Genomic DNA, 1,107 nt, shown 5'->3' with positions numbered 1-1,107 from the left:
CTTGATCTGATTCAGGAAGGCAACATTGGTTTGATGAAAGCCGTAGATAAGTTTGAGTATCGTCGCGGTTATAAGTTTTCTACTTACGCAACTTGGTGGATTCGTCAGGCGATTACGCGTTCTATTGCAGACCAAGCGCGTACAATCCGTATTCCAGTGCACATGATCGAAACGATCAACAAGTTGAATCGTATTTCTCGTCAGATGTTGCAAGAAATGGGCCGTGAACCAACGCCTGAAGAGCTTGGTGAACGCATGGATATGCCGGAAGAGAAGGTACGTAAAGTACTCAAGATCGCTAAAGAGCCAATCTCTATGGAAACACCAATCGGTGACGATGAAGATTCGCATCTTGGTGATTTTATCGAAGATACTATGGCTGAATCTCCAGTGGATACAGCAACAGGTGAAGGTCTTAAAGAAGCAACACGTAGTGTTCTTTCTGGTTTGACTGCACGTGAAGCGAAAGTACTTCGTATGCGTTTTGGTATTGAAATGAATACGGACCACACTTTGGAAGAAGTTGGTAAGCAGTTTGATGTAACGCGTGAGCGTATTCGTCAGATAGAAGCCAAAGCGTTGCGTAAATTACGCCACCCAACGCGCTCTGATCATTTACGCAGCTTCTTAGACGAATAATCGTCTAGCAAAGTTTAAAGGGGCGCATTATAATGCGCCCCTTCTTCATTTAAGGCTCTCTTAGATGAAGAGATCCCCTTCGCTCATTTTCGAAAGAGCAAAGCAAGAATGGGCCTTTAGCTCAGTTGGTTAGAGCACCCGACTCATAATCGGTAGGTCCCCAGTTCAAGTCTGGGAAGGCCCACCATTTTTGCTTGAATTTTACCTCTTATGGTCTTCTAGGTTACCAAATTTGGCCATATGCCTTAGCTCACCTAGCATTGATTCCCTGACTTGGAGTCCGTGAACAAAAAACGTTGTTAACAAAGTTTGAANGGTCATAGTCTCAAGATAGACAGAAGCGGCTGTTAGTGCTTCGCAGTTCACGATGCCCGCTTCGAAGAAGATTGCAGACCTTAACGCTTTGACCGCACCTGCTTCGAGAGGTCGAGTTGTGTTGGTTCAAATTATATCTACAGGTCGCCTGTG

1 protein-coding gene and 1 tRNA gene are annotated in these 1,107 nt (G+C 44.9%); both read left to right on the top strand.

What is annotated here, in order from left to right; genetic code table 11:
* Positions 1–639 (top strand): sigma-70 family RNA polymerase sigma factor (locus A3739_RS17280; protein WP_156502646.1); only part of this gene is annotated, 639 nt, incomplete at its 5' end.
* A gap of 110 nt (positions 640–749) precedes the next feature.
* Positions 750–826 (top strand) — tRNA-Ile (locus tag A3739_RS17275).
* Positions 827–1,107: the final 281 nt, after the last annotated feature.

The organism is Oleiphilus sp. HI0067, assembly GCF_001635735.1.
This window is presented reverse-complemented; position numbering and strand designations above follow the sequence as displayed.